General features: G+C 71.1%; 20 protein-coding genes. 15 read left to right on the top strand and 5 right to left on the bottom strand.

The genetic code is table 11. The features are described 5' to 3' along the window. The first annotated feature begins 769 nt into the window (after nt 1-769). The 13 genes from pcaH to MRBLWS13_RS11350 all read left to right on the top strand — a co-directional run bounded on the left by pcaH (nt 770) and on the right by MRBLWS13_RS11350 (nt 11,356). Complete coding sequence (pcaH, locus tag MRBLWS13_RS11410; protein ID WP_349425493.1) at nt 770-1,639, top strand: protocatechuate 3,4-dioxygenase subunit beta; 870 nt, start codon at nt 770-772, stop codon at nt 1,637-1,639. Beyond that, entirely contained in the window at nt 1,639-2,217 is a 579-nt protein-coding gene (gene pcaG / locus MRBLWS13_RS11405; RefSeq protein ID WP_349425492.1) for a protocatechuate 3,4-dioxygenase subunit alpha, read from the top strand. Before pcaH ends, pcaG begins: the two co-directional genes overlap by 1 nt. After that, nucleotides 2,207-3,724 (top strand): lyase family protein, encoded by a 1,518-nt coding sequence (locus MRBLWS13_RS11400; RefSeq protein WP_349425491.1) that lies wholly within the window; start codon nt 2,207-2,209, stop codon nt 3,722-3,724. The genes pcaG and MRBLWS13_RS11400 overlap by 11 nt, the downstream gene beginning before the upstream one ends. Continuing rightward, entirely contained in the window at nt 3,721-4,569 is an 849-nt protein-coding gene (locus tag MRBLWS13_RS11395; RefSeq protein ID WP_349425490.1) for an alpha/beta fold hydrolase, read from the top strand. Before MRBLWS13_RS11400 ends, MRBLWS13_RS11395 begins: the two co-directional genes overlap by 4 nt. Beyond that, nucleotides 4,566-4,967, top strand: a complete 402-nt coding sequence (pcaC, locus tag MRBLWS13_RS11390) for a 4-carboxymuconolactone decarboxylase (protein ID WP_349425489.1) — start codon at nt 4,566-4,568, stop codon at nt 4,965-4,967. The genes MRBLWS13_RS11395 and pcaC overlap by 4 nt, the downstream gene beginning before the upstream one ends. A 38-nt stretch (nt 4,968-5,005) precedes the next feature. Next, entirely contained in the window at nt 5,006-5,440 is a 435-nt protein-coding gene (locus MRBLWS13_RS11385) for a MarR family transcriptional regulator (RefSeq protein WP_163616884.1), read from the top strand. A gap of 96 nt (nt 5,441-5,536) precedes the next feature. Continuing rightward, nucleotides 5,537-6,904 carry a prolyl oligopeptidase family serine peptidase gene (locus tag MRBLWS13_RS11380; RefSeq protein WP_349425488.1) on the top strand — a complete coding sequence of 456 codons (1,368 nt, stop codon included), beginning with the start codon at nt 5,537-5,539 and terminating at the stop codon, nt 6,902-6,904. 252 nt (nt 6,905-7,156) lie between these two features. Continuing rightward, entirely contained in the window at nt 7,157-7,924 is a 768-nt protein-coding gene (locus MRBLWS13_RS11375) for a 3-oxoacid CoA-transferase subunit A (protein ID WP_349425487.1), read from the top strand. Then, nucleotides 7,921-8,628, top strand: a complete 708-nt coding sequence (locus MRBLWS13_RS11370) for a 3-oxoacid CoA-transferase subunit B (RefSeq protein ID WP_349425486.1) — start codon at nt 7,921-7,923, stop codon at nt 8,626-8,628. The genes MRBLWS13_RS11375 and MRBLWS13_RS11370 overlap by 4 nt, the downstream gene beginning before the upstream one ends. A gap of 1 nt (nt 8,629) precedes the next feature. Continuing rightward, complete coding sequence (locus MRBLWS13_RS11365; RefSeq protein WP_349425485.1) at nt 8,630-9,802, top strand: thiolase family protein; 1,173 nt, start codon at nt 8,630-8,632, stop codon at nt 9,800-9,802. 41 nt (nt 9,803-9,843) lie between these two features. Next, entirely contained in the window at nt 9,844-10,149 is a 306-nt protein-coding gene (locus MRBLWS13_RS11360) for a type II toxin-antitoxin system VapB family antitoxin (protein ID WP_349425484.1), read from the top strand. Then, the gene (locus MRBLWS13_RS11355) at nt 10,146-10,550 is read left to right on the top strand and encodes a type II toxin-antitoxin system VapC family toxin (protein WP_349425483.1); all 405 of its coding nucleotides are present in this window, start codon (nt 10,146-10,148) and stop codon (nt 10,548-10,550) included. The genes MRBLWS13_RS11360 and MRBLWS13_RS11355 overlap by 4 nt, the downstream gene beginning before the upstream one ends. Next, nucleotides 10,547-11,356 carry an IclR family transcriptional regulator C-terminal domain-containing protein gene (locus MRBLWS13_RS11350; protein WP_349425482.1) on the top strand — a complete coding sequence of 270 codons (810 nt, stop codon included), beginning with the start codon at nt 10,547-10,549 and terminating at the stop codon, nt 11,354-11,356. Before MRBLWS13_RS11355 ends, MRBLWS13_RS11350 begins: the two co-directional genes overlap by 4 nt. A 145-nt stretch (nt 11,357-11,501) precedes the next feature. Here MRBLWS13_RS11350 and purU read toward each other — a convergent pair whose 3' ends face one another. Beyond that, complete coding sequence (gene purU / locus MRBLWS13_RS11345; RefSeq protein WP_349425481.1) at nt 11,502-12,377, bottom strand: formyltetrahydrofolate deformylase; 876 nt, start codon at nt 12,375-12,377, stop codon at nt 11,502-11,504. 98 nt (nt 12,378-12,475) lie between these two features. Here purU and MRBLWS13_RS11340 point away from each other — a divergent pair, with 98 nt between their 5' ends. After that, on the top strand, nt 12,476-13,519 hold the full coding sequence (locus MRBLWS13_RS11340; protein ID WP_349425480.1) for an acyl-CoA thioesterase: 1,044 nt from the start codon (nt 12,476-12,478) through the stop codon (nt 13,517-13,519). 46 nt (nt 13,520-13,565) lie between these two features. On the opposite strand, the gene MRBLWS13_RS11335 is transcribed toward MRBLWS13_RS11340, so the two are convergent. Genes MRBLWS13_RS11335 through MRBLWS13_RS11325 form a run of 3 tightly spaced genes read right to left on the bottom strand, consistent with a single transcriptional unit; the run spans nt 13,566 to nt 16,391 of the window. Beyond that, nucleotides 13,566-13,952, bottom strand: coding sequence for a MerR family transcriptional regulator (locus MRBLWS13_RS11335; RefSeq protein WP_349425479.1), 387 nt, complete (start codon nt 13,950-13,952; stop codon nt 13,566-13,568). 58 nt (nt 13,953-14,010) lie between these two features. Further along, on the bottom strand, nt 14,011-15,015 hold the full coding sequence (locus MRBLWS13_RS11330; protein WP_349425478.1) for a hypothetical protein: 1,005 nt from the start codon (nt 15,013-15,015) through the stop codon (nt 14,011-14,013). Next, nucleotides 15,015-16,391 carry an oligopeptide:H+ symporter gene (locus MRBLWS13_RS11325; RefSeq protein WP_349429043.1) on the bottom strand — a complete coding sequence of 459 codons (1,377 nt, stop codon included), beginning with the start codon at nt 16,389-16,391 and terminating at the stop codon, nt 15,015-15,017. Before MRBLWS13_RS11325 ends, MRBLWS13_RS11330 begins: the two co-directional genes overlap by 1 nt. A 284-nt stretch (nt 16,392-16,675) precedes the next feature. On the opposite strand from MRBLWS13_RS11325, the gene MRBLWS13_RS11320 reads away from it, so the two are divergent. Further along, the gene (locus tag MRBLWS13_RS11320) at nt 16,676-17,635 is read left to right on the top strand and encodes an FAD-dependent oxidoreductase (protein WP_349425477.1); all 960 of its coding nucleotides are present in this window, start codon (nt 16,676-16,678) and stop codon (nt 17,633-17,635) included. Here MRBLWS13_RS11320 and MRBLWS13_RS11315 read toward each other — a convergent pair. After that, nucleotides 17,583-18,986, bottom strand: a complete 1,404-nt coding sequence (locus tag MRBLWS13_RS11315; protein ID WP_349429042.1) for an MFS transporter — start codon at nt 18,984-18,986, stop codon at nt 17,583-17,585. The genes MRBLWS13_RS11320 and MRBLWS13_RS11315 overlap by 53 nt on opposite strands. Nucleotides 18,987-19,078: the final 92 nt, after the last annotated feature.

Below are 19,078 nucleotides of genomic sequence, written 5' to 3'. Positions count from 1 at the left end.
AGCCGGTGTCGCCGGGGTCCCGCGCCGGCGTCGCCCTGGTCCCGCCCGGTGTCGCCTCGGGTTCGGGGCGCATGCCGTGCGTTCGGGGCGCACGGCGCGCGCCCCGAGCGGACGTATCGCGCCCCAAACCCGGATGCGGACGGATGTCGGCGCCTCTGGCATCCGTCCGACTCCGGCCACCGAGCCAGCACCGGTCTCGCACCGTGCCGCGCGCCGCGGTCGCCCCCGTCCCGCGAGCCGGTGTCGCCCTGGTCCCGCGAGCCGGTGTCGCCGGGGTCCCGCACCGGTGCCGCCTCGGTCCCGCCCGGTGTCGCCTCGGGTTTGGGGCGCATGCCGTGCGTTCGGGGCGCACGGCGCGCGCCCCGAGCGGACGTTTCGCGCCCCAAACCCGGATGCGGACGGATGTCGGCGCCTCTGGCATCCGTCCGACTCCGGCCACCGAGCCAGCACCGGTCTCGCACCGTGCCGCGCGCCGCGGTCGCCCCCGTCCCGCGAGCCGGTGTCGCCCTGGTCCCGCGAGCCGGTGTCGCCGGGGTCCCGCGCCGGCGTCGCCCTGGTCCCGCCCGGTGTCGCCTCGGGTTCGGGGCGCATGCCGTGCGTTCGGGGCGCACGGCGCGCGCCCCGAACGGACGTATCGCGCCCCAAACCCGGATGGAGACGGATGCCGACTCCCCGCGGCATCCGTCATTCCCACTGGGTGGGAATCTCTGACGCGGACCCCACCGCGCGGTGCGACGCTGGGAAGACCCGAGTCGTCGAAGGAGACCTCATGACCGCGACCCAGCCCGATCCACAGGGCGAGGAGGCGTTCTCGTCGTCGGTGGTGCTCGAGCAGAACGTGGCAGCGCCGGAGTCGCTGCTCGCCTCGCCCGACCAGCTGACGCAGAACGAGATCACGCAGGAGATCGTCGACTACCACGCCGCCGCAGCGCGGCGCGAGGAGGCGGGGGAGCGGCAGAACATCAGCCTGCACGACTTCCCGCCGTACCGGTCGAGCCTGCTGCGCCACCCGACCAAGAACCCGAAGCTCGTCGACCCCGAGACCATCGAGCTGTGGTCGCCGGCCTTCGGGCAGCGCGATGTCGCCGCCATCGAGTCCGACCTGACGCTGCAGCACATCGGCGAGCCCCAGGGCGAGCGCATGACCGTCGAGGGCCGCGTGCTCGACTCGTGGGGCCGGCCGGTCCGCAACCAGCTCGTCGAGATCTGGCAGGCGAACGCCGCGGGCCGCTACATCCACCAGCGCGACCAGCATCCCGCACCCCTCGACCCGAACTTCACCGGCGCCGGCCGCATCGTGACCGACGACGACGGGTTCTACAAGTTCACGACGATCAAGCCCGGCGCCTACCCGTGGAAGAACCACGTCAACGCGTGGCGCCCCGCGCACATCCACTTCTCGGTCTTCGGCTCGGGCTTCACACAGCGCCTCGTGACGCAGATGTACTTCCCCGGCGACCCGCTGTTCCCGCTCGACCCGATCTACAACACCATCTGGCGACAGAAGGACCGCGACCGGCTCATCGGACTGTACGACCACGACCTGTCGGTGCCCGAGTTCTCGATGGGCTACCGCTTCGACATCGTCGTCGACGGCCCCGACGCGACGTGGTTCGAGCCCGAAGAAGGAGAGCACTGATGTCGACCCGCACCAAGCGCGACCTGGGCCCGAAGACCCACGAGGCCACGGGCGGGCAGACGGTCGGCCCGTTCTTCGCCTTCGGCCTGGACTACCCGAAGAAGCACGAGGTCGTCTTCCCGCACAGCCCCGGTGCGATCGTGCTCGGCGGCACGGTGTTCGACGGCGCCGGTGCGCCGGTTCCCGATGCCGTCGTCGAGATCTGGAGCGCCGACGAGAGCGGCGAGATCCCGCGCGCCCACGGCGCGTTCCGCCGCGACGACCACTCTTTCACCGGCTTCGGCCGGGCGGCGACGACGGATGTCGGCCGCTACGAGTTCTGGACCCGCAACCCCGGTCCCATCGACGGCGATGCCCCGTTCTACTCGGTCGTCGTCTTCGCGCGAGGACTCCCCGACAAGCTCGTCACGCGCATCTACCTGCCCGAGCACGACGATCTGCTCGCGGCGGACCCGCTGCTGTCCTCGCTCGACGAGGACGACCGCGCTACGCTCATCGCGACGCGCCTGGCCGATGGCAGCCTTCACCACGACATCCATCTGCAGGGCGAGAAGGAGACCGTGTTCCTTGCCTTCTGACCGTGACCGGCCCCCGATGGACGAGGGCCTGCTCTCGCCGGTGACCGTGGGTCACGACGAGACGGTGACGGATGCCGCGTACCTCGACGCTCTGGTGACGGCCGAGGTCGCGCTGGCCAGGGCGTACGGCGAACTCGGCCTCGCTCCGGCGGAAGCGGTGGACGAGATCGAGGCGGAGTTCGGCTGGCGGGGCGGCCTGCGCGGATGCCCCGACCACGGCGTCGACCTGACGGCGCTCGTTGCGGCATCCGTGGCCGGCGGGAACCCTGTGATCCCCCTCGTGGCGCGGCTCAGGGAGCGCGTGTCGGACGATGCTCGCGTGTGGGTGCACCGCGGGGCGACGAGCCAGGACATCGTCGACACCGCCGCGATGCTGCTCGCCCGCACGGCGACCAGCAAGGTCGTCGCCGCGCTCGCGCACACCGAGGTCTCGCTGCGCTCGCTCGCGCGCTCGCGTCGCGACGAGGTGGCGGCCGCCCGCACGCTCACCCAGCACGCGGTGCCGACGACCGTGGGCCTGCGCGCAACAGCATGGCTGAGAGGCGTCGCGCGTGCGAAGGAGCGAGTGCAGGAAGTGGAGCACAACCTGCCGGCACAGTTGGGCGGCGCCGCCGGGACGCTCGCGTCGTTCGCCGAGATCGCCGGGCCCGAGCCCGCCGCCGACCTGCCCGCGGCGTTCGCGCGCGAACTCGGGCTCGCGGCGCCCGACGCACCATGGCACACGACGCGCTGGCCCATCACCGAGCTCGGCGACGCCCTCGTGCAGGCGATCGACGCGGTCGGCAAGATCGCGGGGGATGTCGCGACCCTCAGCCGCACCGAGATCGGCGAGCTCGCCGAGGGCTCGGGCGGCGGATCGTCGGCGATGCCGCAGAAGCGCAACCCCGCGGCATCCGTCCTCATCCGCTCCGCCGCGCTGCGCGCGCCGCAGCTGGGTGCGACGCTGCACCTCGCGTCGGCGCTCGCGGCCGATGAGCGGCCCGACGGCGCCTGGCACGCGGAGTGGCCGACGCTCAGGGAGCTGCTGCGTCTCGCGCTCGGCGCCACGGCCCATGCCTCTGCACTCGTGAGCGACCTGCACGTCGACACCGACGCCGTCGCGCGCAACCTCGGTGCGACCGGCGGGCTCATCGTGGCCGAGCGGCTCTCGCTCGTGCTAGGCCCCGCGGTGGGCGCCGAGGCCGTGTCGCGTCTCGTCTCGGATGCCGCAGCGGGCAGCGACCTCGCGGGCGCACTGGCCGCCGCGCCCGACGTGATCGCGCTCGCCGCCGCCCGCGGGGCGACACCCGAGGCGTTCGTCGCCGACCTGCTGGATCCCGCGAACTACACCGGCCTGGCCGGCGCGCTGGTGGACGATGCCGTCGCGCCTTCGGGCCGGTCCGGCGCCGGCGCCGACGCCGGTCCCCGGTTCGGGGCGCACGATGCGCGTTCGGGGCGCGCGGCGCACGCCCCGAACGCACGCGACGCGCCCCAAACCCCGCTCTCGGACCAGGAGGAGAACCCGTGACCCTTCCCGCCATCGCCGTCAGCGCGCCCGTGGGGCCCTCGACAAGCTCAGGCGCCGGGGGCGTCGCGGGCACCGGGGGCGGCTCAGGGACTGGGCGAGGCGCAAGCGCCGACGCGCCGACGCTCCTCCTCGGGCCGTCGCTCGGCACGTCGACGCTGCTGTGGGAGCGCGTGATCCCGGCCCTCGCCGAGCGTTATCGGGTCATGGCGTGGGACCTTCCCGGCCACGGCGCCGCGCGACCGGCGACCGAGCCGTTCACGATCGCCGAGCTCGCCGATGCCGTCGCCGAGGCGGTCGAGGGCCCGTTCCTCTACGCCGGCGTGTCACTCGGCGGCTGCGTGGGCCTCGAGCTGCTCCGGCGCCACGGCGACCGCATCGATGCCGCCGCGATCATCTGCTCCGGCGCGGCGATCGGCGCTCCCGAGGGGTGGCGCGACCGTGCCGCGCAGGTGCGCGCCCAGAGCACGTCGAGCCTCGTCGTCGGATCGGCGCAGCGCTGGTTCGCGCCGGGCACGATCGCGCGCGACCCCGACCTGACGGGGCGCATGCTGCACGTGCTGCAGGACACCGACGACGAGAGCTATGCGCTGTGCTGCGAGGCGCTCGCGGGCTTCGACGTGCGGGACGGGCTCGGCGAGATCGCCACTCCGGTGCTCGCGGTCTGGGGCGATCACGACGGCGTCACTCCGGAGGCATCCGCTCGCGAGATCGCCGACGGCGTGCAGAGCGGCCGGGCGGTCGGGATCGCGGATGCCGCTCACCTGCCGCCCGCGGACGATCCGGCCGCGACGGCCGCGGCGCTGCGAGAGTTCTTCGACGCCGTTGCGCGGGAGCGTGCGGCATGAGCCGGCCCGCGGGCGAGGGCCGCACCGACGAGGAGCGGTACGACCAGGGGATGGCCGTCCGGCGCGAGGTGCTGTCGGACGCCCATGTGGACCGGGCCATCGCCGGCACGAACGAGCTCACCGCCGACTTCCAGGACTTCATCACCCGCGTCGCGTGGGGCGACGTCTGGTCGCGCCCGGGCCTCGATCGGCGATCCCGGTCGGTCGCGGTGCTCACGGCGCTCATCGCACTCGGCCACCACGAAGAGCTGGCGATGCACCTGCGGGCGGCCCTGCGCAACGGACTGACCGTCGACGAGATCAAGGAAGTCATCCTGCAGGCGGGGCTCTACTGCGGCGTCCCCGCCGCCAACACGGCTTTCCGCATCGCGAAGGACGTGTTCGCGGAGGAACACTGACGCCGTAGGCTTCATCGCATGACGGACCCGGGGACCGCATGACGGCCGAGCACGCGCCCCGCATCCTCTATCAGGTGAAGCAGGTCGAACTGGCGGTCCGCGGGCGCCTCGATGCGGTCGTGCGGCCGCACGGCATCACCGTCACCCAGTACACGGCGCTCACCGTGCTGGAGCAGCATCCGGGAATGAGCTCCGCGCAGCTCGCCCGGCATGCCTTCGTGTCGGCGCAGGCGATGGAGGGGATCGTGCGCGCACTGGGCGAGGCGGGGCTGATCGAGCGCGTGCGCGACGCCGACAACCGCCGGCGCATGACGATCTCGCTCACTGCGGCGGGCACCGCACTGCTGGCGGCATGCCGGAGCGACGTCGACCGCATCGAGGCCGAGGCCTTCGCCGGTCTGTCGTCGACGGAGCGCTCTGCGCTCGGTCGATGGCTGCAGGATGCACGACGCGCGCTCGAGCAATCACCCTGACCCCTTGATTCATCATCAGGAAACTTGATAATTGGTCCTAGCCCCGTCGCCGACGACGGAGTCCCCGTCGATGATGACAACGGAAGGACCACCCCCATGTCCCCGCACGTACGCACGCGCGTCCTCGGAGTCGCAGCGGTCGCCGCCGGCGCGCTGCTCTCCGCCGGTCTCGTCGCCCCTCCCGCCGTGGCAGCCACCCCGGGCGATTACTCCGGTTCACTCCCCACCGGAACGACCTGGCTCGCCTCGGTGCCCTCGGACTGGAACGGCACCGTCCTGCTGTACAGCCACGGATACCGGCCCTCGTTCGTCCCCGGCAACCCGGCAGCCGTCGCCCCCGACGACGCCACGAAGACACTGCTGCTCGAGCAGGGCTACGCGCTCGTGGGCTCGTCGTACGCCGCGAGCGGTTGGGCGGTTCCCACCGCCGTCGACGACCAGCTGCAGTCGCTCGACGCGATGCTCGATGAGACCGGCCTCGATCCCGACCACATCCTGGCGTACGGCACCTCCATGGGCGGCCTCGTCACCGGCCGGATCGCGGAATCCGCGGGCGACGTCATCGAGGGCGCGATGCCCACGTGCGGGCTCATGGAGGGCGGCGTCGATCTGAACAATTACCAGCTCGACGGTGCGCACGCGATCGACCAGCTGCTGGCCCCCGCGCAGGAGATCGACATCGAGGGCTACGCCACGCTTCCCGATGCGTTCGCGGCGTCGGCGGCGCTGACTGCGGCGGTGGATGCCGGCCAGCAGACGCCCGAGGGGCGTGCGCGGATCGCCCTCGCCGCCGCCCTGTTCCACCTCTCGGACGGCGTGCTCGCGGCGGACGCGCCCACCGATCCCGCCGTGGCGCAGCAGTCGCTCTACGAGCAGCTGGTCGACACCATCGGGTTCGTCACGCCGGGGCGCTTCGACATCGAGTCGACCGCGGGTGGCAACGCGACGTGGAACGTCGGCGTCGACTACCAGAAGCTCTTCGCCCAGTCCGCGGACCGCGCGCTCGTCCAGGAGCTGTACCGGCAGGCCGGGCTGGACCTGAAGGGCGACCTGGCGACGCTGACGCAGACCGCGGACGTCGCGGCGGACCCGGGATCGGTCGAGACGCTGCGCGCGTCGTCGGGGCTCACCGGCGACCTGGAGATGCCCGTGCTGACGCTCCATACCCTCGACGACATCCTCGCCCCGGTGCAGGTCGAGCAGGAGTACGCAGAGGACGTCCGCGCAGCGGGCGACCAGAGCCTGCTCCGTCAGTACTTCGTCGACCACATCGGGCACTGCGTCTTCACGCCGGCCGAGATCGCGGCCGGCATCGAGACGCTGATGGACCGCGTCGAGAGCGGACACTGGGGCGGCCAGTCGGCCGAGCGCATGAACCGCCTCGCGGCGTCGCTGGACGAGAGCGAGTCGGCCTTCGTGCCGACGAAGCCCGGCGAGTTCCTCGCCGACCGCGAACGGCGCTGACCGGCCGCCGATCTCCGCAGTCGCAGAGAGGCCGCACCCCGACCCGGGTGCGGCCTCCGCGTCTCCCTCCGGCGGCGCGTCGCGTTCGGGAGTCACGACGCGCGGCTACGTCGTGTGCGATGCCACGTTTCGTGACACCCGAACAGTTGTCGGTCCGGGCTGTCGACTCGCGAGGGATGCCGCGCGCGGCCGGGTGCGATAGACTAGCCGCAGAACGGACGACTGTTCGCACAGCGAACACGAGGGGATCGCATGATCGACAAGACCGTGGGGTCTGTCGCGGAGGCCGTGGCCGGCATCCGCGATGGAGCGACCATCATGATCGGCGGCTTCGGCCGCGCCGGGCAGCCGGTCGATCTCATCGACGCGCTCATCGCGCAGGGCGCCACCGACCTGACGATCATCAACAACAACGCGGGCAACGGCGACGTCGGGCTCGCCGCCCTCCTCGCCAAGAAGCGCGTGCGCAAGATCCTGTGCTCGTTCCCGCGCCAGCACGACTCCTGGGTGTTCGACGGGCTGTACCGCGCCGGGGAGATCGAGCTCGAGCTCGTGCCGCAGGGAAACCTCGCCGAGCGCATCCGTGCGACCGGCGCCGGTATCGGCGCCTTCTTCTCGCCGACGGGCGTCGGGACGCAGCTGGCCGAGGGCAAGGAGCTCCGCGAGATCGAGGGGCGCACCTACGCGCTCGAGTACCCCATCAGGGCGGATGTCGCGCTGGTCGGCGCGTATCGCGCCGACCGCTGGGGGAACCTGGTCTACCGCGAGACGGCGCGCAACTTCGGCCCGATCATGGCCGCCGCCGCGACCACCACGATCGTGCAGGTCGACGAGATCGTGCCTCTGGGTTCGCTCGACCCCGAGTCGGTCGTGACCCCCGGCATCTTCGTCGACCGGGTGGTCGCGGTGGGGGAGCGCCGCTGGCTGAGCGACGGCGCGTTCGTCGGGGGAGTCGACATCGAAGGGCGCCCGCTCGTACGTGCGGACTCATCCGCAGAAGGAAGCGAGGTCGACCAGTGAGCGCCATCGAGTCATCGCCGGCCACGCGCATCACGCGCGAGCAGCTCGCCGCGCGCATCGCGCAGGACATCCCCGAGGGCTCCTACGTGAACCTCGGCATCGGGGCGCCCACGCTCGTCGCCGACTACCTGCCGCAGGACCAGGAGATCATCCTCCACACCGAGAACGGGATGCTGGGCATGGGGCCGTCTCCGGCCCCGGGCGCGGTCGACCCCGACCTCATCAACGCCGGCAAGCAGCCGGTCTCCGCGCTCGCCGGATCCGCGTACTTCCACCACGCCGACTCGTTCGGCATGATGCGCGGCGGCCATCTCGACGTGTGCGTGCTGGGTGCCTTCCAGGTGTCGCAGGCCGGTGACCTCGCCAACTGGTCCACCGGAGCGCCGGGCGCCATCCCCGCCGTCGGCGGTGCCATGGACCTCGCCATCGGCGCGAAGAACGTCTACGTCATGACGGACCTGTTGACCAAGACCGGCGAGTCGAAGCTGGTCGATGCCTGCACCTACCCCCTGACCGGCGTCAGCTGCGTCACGCGCGTCTACACGGACCACGCGGTGTTCGACGTCACGCCCGACGGCTTCGCGGTGCGTGAGGCGTTCGGCGACAACACGATCGAGCGCCTCGCCGAGCTCACCGGACTGGAACTGACCGATGCACCGGAGACAGCGGATGCCGCGGCCCGCAGCATCCGGGAGGAGAACTGACATGGCCACCTACATCTATGACGCGGTGCGCACGCCGTTCGGGCGCGCCGGCGGTGCCCTGTCGGGTGTGCGGCCCGATGACCTCGCCGCGATCGTGATGAAGGCGACGGCCGAGCGCACGGGCCTCGACCCGGCCCGCATCGACGACGTGATCTTCGGCGATGCGAACCAGGCGGGCGAAGACAACCGCAACGTCGCACGCATGGGTGCGCTGCTGGCCGGGTTCCCGACATCCGTCACGGGCGTCACGGTGAACCGCCTCTGCGCCTCGTCCGTCGAGGCCGTGGTCCAGGGCTCCCGCGCGATCGAGGCCGGAGACACCGACATCGTGCTCGCCGGGGGCGTCGAGTCGATGAGCCGGGCGCCGTACGTGGTCGAGAAGTCGCCGCGGCCGTGGCCGAGCGTGGGCAACCAGACGATGTGGAACACGTCGATCGGGTGGCGCATGACCAACCCGAAGCTGCCGAAGCACTGGACGATCTCGAACGGCGAGTCCGCGGAGCTGATCGCCCGCGAGTGGGGCATCTCGCGCGCGGCGCAGGACGAGTTCGCCGTGCGCTCGCACCGGCTCGCCGCCGAGGCGTGGGCCGCGGGCCGCTACGACGGCGAGATCGTGCAGGTGCGCGGTGCGGAGCTCGCGCGCGACGAGGGCATCCGCGACGATACCTCGGTCGAGAAGCTCGCCGGGCTGAAGGCGCTGTTCGCCGCCGACGGCGAGGGAACGGTCACGGCGGGCAACTCGTCGCCGATCAACGACGGCGCGTCGGCCGTGCTGCTCGGGCGCGAGGGTGCGCTGCCCGGCGAGCCTCTGGCGCGCATCACCGCACGTGCCGCGCACGGCGTGGACCCCGACCAGTTCCCGATCGCGCCGATCGAGGCCGCGAACAAGGCGCTGGCACGCGCCGGGCGCACGTGGGCCGACGTCGACTTCGTCGAGCTCAACGAGGCGTTCGCGTCGCAGTCGCTCGCATGCTTGGCCGGCTGGCCCGAGCTCGATCCCGACAAGCTCAACGTGCACGGCGGCGCGCTGGCGATCGGGCATCCGCTCGGCGCCTCGGGCGGGCGCATCATCGGCCACGCCGCGCACGAGTTGCGCCGGCGCGGCAGCGGCGTCGCGGTCGCCGCGATCTGCATCGGCGTCGGGCAGGGGCTCGCCGTCGTAATCGAACGGTAGACATCTACCATCGTCGTGTCTACCTCGGTAGACTCTCGCGCATGAGCCTGAACATCAAGAACGAGCGCACGCACGCGCTGGTTCGTGAACTCGCCGAGCTCACCGGCATGAGTCAGACGAGTGCCGTGGAGGACGCGGTGCGCCGGCGCCTCGACGAGGTCAAGCGTGATGTCGACCGCGGTCGCGAGCTGCCCGAACCGGACTTCTCTCCGGATGAGATCGAACGACGCAGGGTGGACATCGAGCGCATCCTCCACGCGCTGTGGGCGGAGACGACGCCGGAGCAGCGCGCGGCGTTGTCCACGGCGGAGGACGAGCTCTACGACGAACTCGGCCTGCCGAAGTGATCGTCGACACCTCCGCTGTCGTCGCGCTGCTGCAGGATGAGGAGCCGGCACCCTTCATCGAGAAGCTGCTTCTCGCCCGCCGCTCCCAGATGTCCGCCGCCACCCTCGTCGAGACGCGAGCCGTCGTGGGTGGCCGCCTCGGTGTCGCCGGGCTGCGCAGGCTCGATGCGCTGCTTCGTCGCTTCGGCACCGAGATCGTCCCGTTCGATGCGTCCCAGGCGGATGCAGCGAGCGCCGCCTACCGCGACTACGGTCGCGGGACGGGACACCCTGCGCGGCTCAACTTCGGCGACACATTCTCCTATGCGCTTGCGCACGTCCGCGACGAATCGCTGCTCTTCGTAGGCGACGACTTCTCCCGCACCGACATCCGGTCGGCACTCGAGGAGTACGGCGAATGACCGACGAATCGGATGCCTCCCCGAGCCGCGACACCGTCCAGTCGCTCGTGCGTGGGCTCGCGGTGATCCGCGCGTTCGACGCGGAGCATCCGGAGCTCACGCTGAGCGAGGTCGCGCGAGGAGCCGGGATCCCCCGCGCCGCAGCGGGCCGGTTCCTGCGCACGCTGGAGGAGCTCGGCTATGTCCGCGCATCGGCCGGCTCGGCGAACGGGTCGGGCATCGGTCGCACATTCGCACTCACCCCGCGCGTGCTCGAGCTGGGCTTCAGCTACCTGTCGGCGCTGTCGATCCCCGAGATCGTGCAGCCGCACCTCGAGCGCCTGTCGCGCGACGTCGACGAGAGCGTGTCGGCGGCGGTGCTCGACGGCGAGGAGATCGTTTACGTCGCCCGCGTGCCGACCCGCCGCATCATGAGCGTGCGCATCACGATCGGCACGCGGTTCCCCGCCTTCGCGACGTCGATGGGACGCGTGCTGCTGGCCGGGATGCCGGATGCCGCCCGCGACGCGCTGCTCGCGGCATCCGCTCTGCCCGCCCTCACCGACCGCACCGTGACGAGCACCGGCGCGCTGCGCGACGAGCTCGCGCGCGTGCGGGAGCAGGGCTGGGCGCTGGTGGACGGCGAGCTGGAGCCGGGCCTGCGCTCGGTGGCCGTCCCGCTGCACGATCGCCGCGGCGACGTGGTCGCGGCCGTGAACGTGTCGACCAGTGCCACGCGCGACAGCATCGACCACGTCGTCGCCGAGTATCTCCCCCCGCTGCAGCGGACCGCGGCGGCCATCGACGCCGAGCTGCGCCTGGTCTGAGGCCCCGGGCGTTTCGTCTCGCTCCGCTCGTTCAACGACCGGGGTCGCATTGGGCGACACCCCCGTCGTTGAGCGAGCGAGGTACGAGCGAGACGAAACGCGCCTGCTCTGACCCGTACGGATGCCGCGGGCCGCGGCGTCCATCTCAGAACACGATCGTGTGGTTGCCGTGGCGGATGATGCGGTCCTCGGCGTGCCACAGCACCGCGCGGGAGAGCACCTGGCGCTCGACGTCGGCGCCGCGGCGGGCGAGCTCGGCGGCGGAGTCGGCGTGCGTGACGCGCACCGTGTCCTGCTCGATGATCGGACCCTCGTCGAGGTCGTCGGTGACGTAGTGCGAGGTCGCGCCGATGAGCTTGACCCCGCGCTGCTTCGCCTTCTTGTAAGGCTCGGCGCCGATGAAGGCGGGCAGGAACGAGTGATGGATGTTGATCACCGGCACCCCCAGCTGCGACAGGAAGTCGCCCGAGAGGATCTGCATGTACCGCGCGAGCACGACGAAGTCGACGTTGCCTCTGAGCAGCTCGATGATCTTCGCCTCGGACGCCGACTTGTCGGGACCGGGTGCGCCCGGCACGTGGAAGAACGGCACGCCGAACGAGCGCACGTCCTCGGCCGAGGTGGTGTGGTTCGAGATCACCATCGGCACGGTGACGGGCAGGTCGCCGCGGCGGTGGCGCCACAGCAGGTCGAGCAGGCAGTGGTCCTGCTTCGACGACAGGATCGCCATGCGCTTCGGCACGGACTGGTCGGTCAGCGACCACTCCAGCTCGAAGCCGGCGAGCGTCTCGGCGATCTCGCTCTCGATCACAGGGCGGTCGGCGGCGAACCCCGGGCGGTGGAACACGACCCGCTGGAAGTACGCCCCACCGGTGGGGTCGTCGGAGTACTGGTCGAACGCGACGATGTTGCCGCCGATGCGCGTGATCATCGCCGAGACGGCGGCCACGATTCCGGGCCGGTCGCTGCCGTGCACGATGAGGCAGGCGTGGTCGGGCTTCAGGTTCGGTGAGGCTGGCACCGTTCGATTCTGCCCTGTGCGAAGGATCGCCGCTTCTTGGTGTCGGATGCGCGGATTCACAGGCGACAGCCGGATGTGGCGGCCAATACCCTGACGGCATGAACGCCGCTACCCCCACCCGTGCCGCGGGGCGCGACGACCGGATCACGCTCCGGTTCATGGCTGTCCCCTCCGACACCGCCGCCGGTGGACGATCTGTCGCCGCCGGAAGCGTCATGGAGTGGATCGACAAGGCCGGCTACGCGTGCGCGGTCGGCTGGGCGGGCGCCTACTGCGTCACCGCGTACGTCGGGAATGTCCGCCATCGGCGGCCGATCGCCCCGGGAAGCCTCATCGAGGTGCAGGCGCGCATCGTGTACACCGGCCGTACGAGCATGCACGTGGTCGTCACCGTCTCGTCGGCGCGGGTGAATGAGCGCGCCTACACGCCGGCGACGACGTGCATCCTCGTCTTCGTCGCGAAGGGCGAGGACGGCCGGCCGACCGAGGTGCCGGCGTGGGAGCCGGTCTCGCGGTCGGATCACAAGCTCGCCGACGGCGCGATCGAGCGGATCGAGTCGCGCGCCGAGATCAAGCGGCTCATGCTGGCGCAGGAGTACACGGACGCGTCGGCGGCGCCGCGCACCACGCTCCGCTTCCTCGCCCCGCCGGGCGTCGTGAACTTCGGCGGCAAGGCTCACGGCGGCACCGTCATGCGGTGGATCGACGAGGCGGACTACGCGTGCGCCGCGGCGTGGGCGAAGGACGGTCTCGGCACGCCTCGTTCCTCGGCACTCGATCCGGCGGGCGCCGACGCCAGCACGGCGGTCGGTGTCTACTCCGGCGGAATCCACTTCTTCGCGCCCGTCGTCATCGGGCACCTCGTGGATGTGGACGCGCGCATCGTCTACACCAGCAGGCACAGCATGCATCTGAGCACGCAGGTGTGGACGGCCGATCCCCGCACGCCGGCGGAGCGCATGCTGACGACCCAGTGCCTGAGCGTGTTCGTCGTGCCCGGACCCGATGGCGTCGCCCGGCCGGTTCCGCAGTGGAGCCCGGAGCTGCCCGAGGATGTGCGCCTGCAGGAGCACGTGCGCGAGATCATGAGCCTGCGCGAGGAGATCCCGCCCATCGCGGCATCCCTCACCCTCGAGCCCTGAGCCAAGCCACCGGACGTCGGGCGTCTGGACGGCGGGAAGGATGCCGCTACGCCGCCGTCCCGCTGCGCACCAGGTCGCCGTTGCGGGTGAGCGCGAGGAACTCCGCGACCGCATCGCGGCTCTTGGTGAGGCACGCGAGGCGGTCCTCGAGGGCGGCGAGCTCGGTCGCGAGCATCTCGGCGAGCTCGCGCGAGCAGGTGAGCTGTGACTGCAGCGCGCACTGCCGCTCGACGTCGAGCACGACCTTCGCAAGGCGCGTGGTGAGCCCGGCCTGGACGAGACCGCGTGCGCGTGTGGCGCGATCGACGTCGGACTCGTCGTACGACCGATAGCCGTTCGCCGACCGCCCGGAGACGAGCAGACCCTGCTCCTCGTAGTACCGCAGCATGCGCGGGGGGATGCCGGTGCGCTCCGACAGCTCGCCGATCTTCATGACGCTCGGGCCTCCGTGTCGATTGATGTCGCTCGAAAGCTTGACATTGACATTGATGTCAAAGTTTAGCCTGCGCGCCCGGCTCATCCTGAGCTTCGGCGTGCTCGTCACCGTCACCGCCGAGTCGCTGCCGGCCGGGCTCATGCCCGAGATGTCGGCGGATCTCGGCGTCCCGCCGATGCAGATCGGCCTGCTCATCTCGGTCTGGGCGCTGACCGTGATCATCACGAGCATCCCGCTCGCGAAGGCGTTCTCGCGGGTCGACCGGCGCCTGGTCGTCGGCGTCGCGCTCGGCGTGTTCGCGCTGGCGACCATCGTGACGGCCCTCGCCCCCTCGTACCCCTTCGCCTTCGCGACGCGCATCGCGTCGGCGGCGGCCCGTGGCGTCTTCTGGGCCGTGGCTCGGCGGAGTCGCCGGCGGCGAGGCGTCGCCCACCGTCACGACCGCGGTCTCGGCAGCGGCCATGGTCGTCGCCGCGGGAATCGGGGTGCTCGGCGTGGTCCTCGCCGGGCGGAGGCTCGCCGCAGCCCGCGGCTGATGCCGCACCCCGCGGCGACGCGACCACAGCGATTGACGCCGCACCCACGGCTGACGCCGGCCGAGCCGCTTCCCGGTCAGCACGTCGCCCACCGCTTCGTGGGAGTCGGCCACGATCGCGGCCCAGTCGTCGTACGACAGGCCGGCGTACGGCGGATCGGAGAGCGGGCCGTGGGGGCTGATGATACGGTCGACCGACCGCAGGCGCCCCGCCGCGTCGTCGACGATCGCGGGGTTGTGCAGCATGAAGCGGAAGCGCACGCCGGGGGTGTGCTTCACCCCGAGCCTCGACACCACGCTGCCGACGGTCACGAAGCCGTAGTCCGAGCCGTACATCGAGAACTCGCGCGTGGACTCCTCGGGCGACCACGTCGCCTGGCTCTCGAACACGCGACGCGCGGCCTCGAGCGCGGCGGTCGTGTGTTCGGCGAGATGCACGGCGAACGGGGTCAGCTCGTACGTGTTGCCGCGTCGCGCGAGGATCGGGTCGTTGAAGCGCGTGCGCAGCCGCGGCACGCCTGGCATCAGCGCACGCCGCGCATCAGCTTCAGCACGGGCCGCACCGAGGCGAGCAGTGCGAGGCCCAGGAGGATCGCGATGACGCCGAGGATCGTGAAGTACGGCACCTCGTTCGTCGGGTCGTAGAACTGCGCGAGCCAGCCGGCGATCGCGGTGCCGAGAGCGACCGATAGGAAGTACAGCGCCACCATCTGCGTGTGGAAACGCTCGGGGGCGAGCTTGGTCGTCACCGACAGGCCCGGGGGAGAGATGAACAGCTCCGCGATCGTGAACACGAGCAGGATCAGCACGATGGCCAGCAGCGGCGTGGAGTTGGGGGCGCCGTTCGCCCACGGGAGGAACAGCAGGAACGCGATACCCATGATCATCGCGCCGAGCGAGAACTTCACCGGCGCCGACGGTGCCCTGTTCCCCAGCTTCGTCCAGATCGCGGCGAACACCCCGGACAGGATGATCACGAAGATCGGGTTGATGGAGTTCACCCACGACACGGGCATCTCCCAGCCGAAGATCGAGCGATTGAGACGCTGGTCGGAATAGATCGTCAGGACGGTGAACTGCTGCTGGTACAGCGACCAGAACCCCACGTTGACGATGAACAGCGGGATGAACCCGATCACGCGCGACCGCTCGTCGCCGCTGATGTGGCGCGACGCGATGATGACGCAGAAGTACGCGATCGCCGCTGCGAGCGTGACGAGGATCACGACGCCCGCGAGGTTGTCGGCGCGGATGACGCCGGTGAGCACGAGCACGACGAGGACCAGCAGACCGGCGATGCCGATGCCGACCGCCATGCCCCGGCGGTTCGCGGGGAGCGGATTCGCGACGACGCGCGACGAGGCCGGTAGCTGCTTGCGCCCGAACGAGTACTGGATGAGGCCGATCGCCATGCCGACCGCGGCGGCCGCGAAGCCCCAGTGGAAGCCCACGTTGCTCTGCAGGAACCCCGTGACGATGGGCCCCAGGAACGCGCCGAGATTTATGCCGAGGTAGAACAGCGAGAAGCCGGCGTCGCGTCGCGGGTCCTTGGGGGAGTACAGCGTCCCGACCACGGCGGTGGCGTTGGCCTTGAGTCCGCCCGAGCCGATCGCGACCAGGACCAGCCCGACGCCGAGGCCCCACACGTTCGGAAGCACGGCGAGGGCGATGTGACCGGCCATGATGACCCACGCGCTGAAGAACAGCACGCGCTCCGAGCCCAGCAGGCGGTCGGCGACCCACGCGCCGAGGATCGTCGACAGGTAGACGGTGCCGCCGTACGCGCCGACGATGCCGGTGGCCGTCGCCTCGGGGATGCCGAGCCCGCCCTCCGCGACGGAGTAGTACATGTAGATGAGCAGGATGCCCTGCATGCCGTAGAAGCTGAACCGCTCCCACATCTCCACGCCGAAGATGTGCGCGAGCGACCACGGCTGACCGAAGAACCTCGTGTCGTGGTCTGCGCCGTCCTCTGTGCCTGTGGTGCCGGCGGCGTCGGTCCCGCTCGCGGCAGCCACCGTGCCGGTCCTCGTCGCATCGGCCGCGGCGGTCGCGCCGTCGGGTGGGCCGACCGGAACCTGGTCGGGCTTGCGCTCGCCCCGCGCCGGCTCGTCACCCTGAAAGCCCTGATCCCGCCCGCTCATCGTCTGCTCCCGTCGCCCCCGGTTTGACCGTCAGGCTAGCGATGGCGCACGCACGGCCGAAAGCCCCCGACCCGCGACCCCCTTCGTCTGAGCGCAGGCTCAGAGGCATCATCGGCGGGGGTGCAGCCGGTCTCGCGACCGCGTGGCTGCTGGAGCAGGATCACGACGTCACGCTCTTCGAGAAGGACGATCGGCTCGGCGGTCACGCGCACACCGTCGACATCGACGTCGGGGGCCGGCCGCTCAGCGTCGATGCCGGGTTCCAGTTCTTCGCCCACAGCGCCGCGTATGCCACTTTCAACCGCCTGCACGACGCCCTCGATGTGCCCCGCGCCACGTACCCGGCGACCCTCACCGTCTCTCGCGCCGACGGCACCCGGCCGGTCGTGATGCCGCCCTTCCGGCGAGGTCGACCCGTGTGGAGTTCGCTCACTCCGCGCGCGATCACGCCCCTCCTGCGGTTCCGTGCGTTCCTGTCCGGCATCCCCGCGTTCCTCGCTCGGCACGACACCACGCTGACGATCGCGGAGTACGTCGAGCGGAAGCATCTGCCGAGGTCGTTCGTCGACGATTTCCTGTTCCCGCTGCTGCTCGCGTTCTGGTGCGTCGACCTCGCCGACTTCCGCAGCTTCGCCGCCTACAACGCGCTGTACTACCTGGGCGCCAATCTCCCGCGGGGACTGCGGCCGCCCGATCTACGACGCCGAGCTGCCGCAGCCCCTTTACGCCACCGCGACCTACCGGCACGGCCTGATCGACACGGCGTACTTCGACGCGCAGCGGCGGCTGCGGCCGCTCCAGGGGCGACACGGCGTCTCGCTCGCCGGGCTCTACACCGCGGATGCCGATTCCCACGAGAGCGCGATCCTGTCGGCCGTCGCCGTCGCCGAGCGTCTGGTCCCGGACTCGTCGCGTCTCGCCCTGCTGCGAGGGTGACGCCGGGCCGGCTCACTCGCGGAGGGACGGATGCCGCTCCTCGGGCGCGTGATGACGCGGGATGAACAATGCCACCACGAGGGCGACGATGGCGGCGGCCCCGCCGAGGATCAGCGACAGCGTGAAGCCGGTCGTCGTCGGGACCGGTACTCCCTCGAAGTCGACGGTGTATGTGGCGAGAACCGCGCCGATCACCGCGGCCGCGGTGCTGGTGCCGAGCGACCGGAACAGCGCATTGAGACCGTTCGACGCGCCGGTCTCGCTCTGCGGCACGGAGCGCATGATGAGCATCGGCATCGAGGCATACCCGAAGCCGATGCCGGCGCCGATGAGGATGTTCGCGACGAGGATGTGCCACACCTCGGAGGAGAACAGCAGCGTGAACCCGTACGCGGCGATCAGTGAGAGCGCGCCGAGCAGCAGCAGGAGCTTGGGACCGGTGCGGAACGCGATGCGACCGGCGATCGGCGAGAGCAGCATCATGACGATCCCCGAAGGCATGACGATCAGGCTCGCGACCAGCAGTGACAGCCCGAACCCGGCGCCGGTCGCGACCGGCAGCTCGAGCATCTGCGGGTACACGACGTTCGAGGCGAAGAGCGAGAACCCCATCGCCACCGAGGCGATGTTCGTGAGCAGCACGGCGGGCCGGGCGGCGACCCGCAGGTCGAGCAGCGGCTCGTCGATGCGCAGCTCGAACCATCCCCACAGCAGCAGCACGACCAGACCGCCGAGTCCGCACACCAGCACCGCCGATGATCCCCAGCCCCATTCGTTGCCGCGCGAGATCGCCAGCAGGATGCCGATGAGCCCGACGGCGAGTCCGGCGGCGCCGACATAGTCGAACCGGCCGGCGGTGCGCAGGACGCTCACCGGCACGATCCAGAGGACGAGGGCGAACACGACGACGCCGAGACCTGCGGCCATCCAGAACAGCAGATGCCAGTCACTGCGTTCGGTGATCAGCGCGCTGATCGGCAGGCCGAGCGCGCCGCCGACGCCGAGCGTTGCGCTCATGAAGGCGATCGCGGAGTCGACGCGGTCCTCGTGCAGCACGTCGCGCATGATCGAGATGCCGAGCGGCACGACGCCGACGATGGCGCCCTGGAGTGTGCGCCCCACGATGATCCCGACGATGCCCGGCGACAGCGCCGCGACGACGGAGCCCGCGACCATCACCGCGACGAGCACGAGCACGATGCGGCGCTTGCCGTACATGTCGCCGAGGCGCCCCGAGATCGGGGTGATCACGGCCGCGGCGAGCAGCGTCGAGGTGACGACCCACGCGGTGTCCTCGCGGCTGGAGTTCAGCAGCTCCGGCAGCTTCGACTGGATGGGCACCATGAGGGTGAACATGAACGACGAGCACAGGCCCGCGACCGCCAGCACGGCGACGATGGCGCCCTGACGCGGCATCCGGGTGAGTCTTCTTCTCGCGTCCTCGTCACCCGTGCCCATCACTTCAGGCTATCGGCGCTGCAGGGACGCGGGCTCCGCGGGTGCGCGCT

The sequence above is a fragment of the Microbacterium sp. LWS13-1.2 genome (assembly GCF_040144835.1).
In the GTDB taxonomy this organism is placed as follows: domain Bacteria; phylum Actinomycetota; class Actinomycetes; order Actinomycetales; family Microbacteriaceae; genus Microbacterium.
This window is presented reverse-complemented; position numbering and strand designations above follow the sequence as displayed.